The 622-nt window shown below is 69.5% G+C and carries 2 protein-coding genes; both read right to left on the bottom strand.

The window, feature by feature from the left end:
- Positions 1 to 228: AMIN-like domain-containing (lipo)protein (locus RCG67_RS16980; protein ID WP_438612689.1), on the bottom strand; the 228-nt coding region annotated here is incomplete at its 3' end.
- 155 nt (positions 229 to 383) lie between these two features.
- Positions 384 to 622: TrmH family RNA methyltransferase (locus RCG67_RS16975; RefSeq protein WP_368827973.1), on the bottom strand; the 239-nt coding region annotated here is incomplete at its 5' end.

Below are 622 nucleotides of genomic sequence, written 5' to 3'. Positions count from 1 at the left end.
GTAGCTGCCGGTGAAGCCCTCGATGTCGACGACCAGCCGGTCGAAGCACTCGTGGCGTCCGGCCCGGACGTCCACGAGGTGGGTCTCGTGGACGGGACTGGAGACGGACTGTTCGTCCGTGGACCCCCACGTGATGCCGCAGTACGGCTCGGCGGCGGCGGCCGGGACGACCGTCCCCGCCCCCACGACCAGCGCGAGTGCCGCCGACCACGCGATCAGTTTCTTCATGATGTGCCTTCTCGGTTCCCCCGTCTGCCCCCGGACGCCGGCTGGTGCCGCGATTTGTGGGACCGGGTCTGGCAGACACCCCCAGAATAGGATTCACGAATGCCAACGTCACTGGTCAGGTTGCGATCGACACCCGAACCGTTACCGCGGGGAGTTCAGGACCGGACCGGGCGGGTCTCCCAGAACGCCACGGCGGAGGCCGCGGCGACGTTGAGGGAGTCGACGCCGTGGGACATCGGGATCCGCACGGTGAGGTCCGCGTGGTGGACGGTCGCGGCGCTGAGCCCGTCGCCCTCTGTGCCGAGCACCAGGGCGAGCTTCTCGTCGCGGCGGGCTGAGAGCTCCTGGAGGGTGATCGAGTCGTCGCTCAGGGCCAGTGCCGCGGTGGTGAAGC

The sequence above is a fragment of the Kocuria cellulosilytica genome (genome assembly GCF_040981245.1).
Taxonomy (GTDB): domain Bacteria; phylum Actinomycetota; class Actinomycetes; order Actinomycetales; family Micrococcaceae; genus Kocuria; species Kocuria cellulosilytica.
Note: the sequence above shows the minus strand (reverse complement) of the source record. Positions and strands in the feature narration are given on the sequence as shown.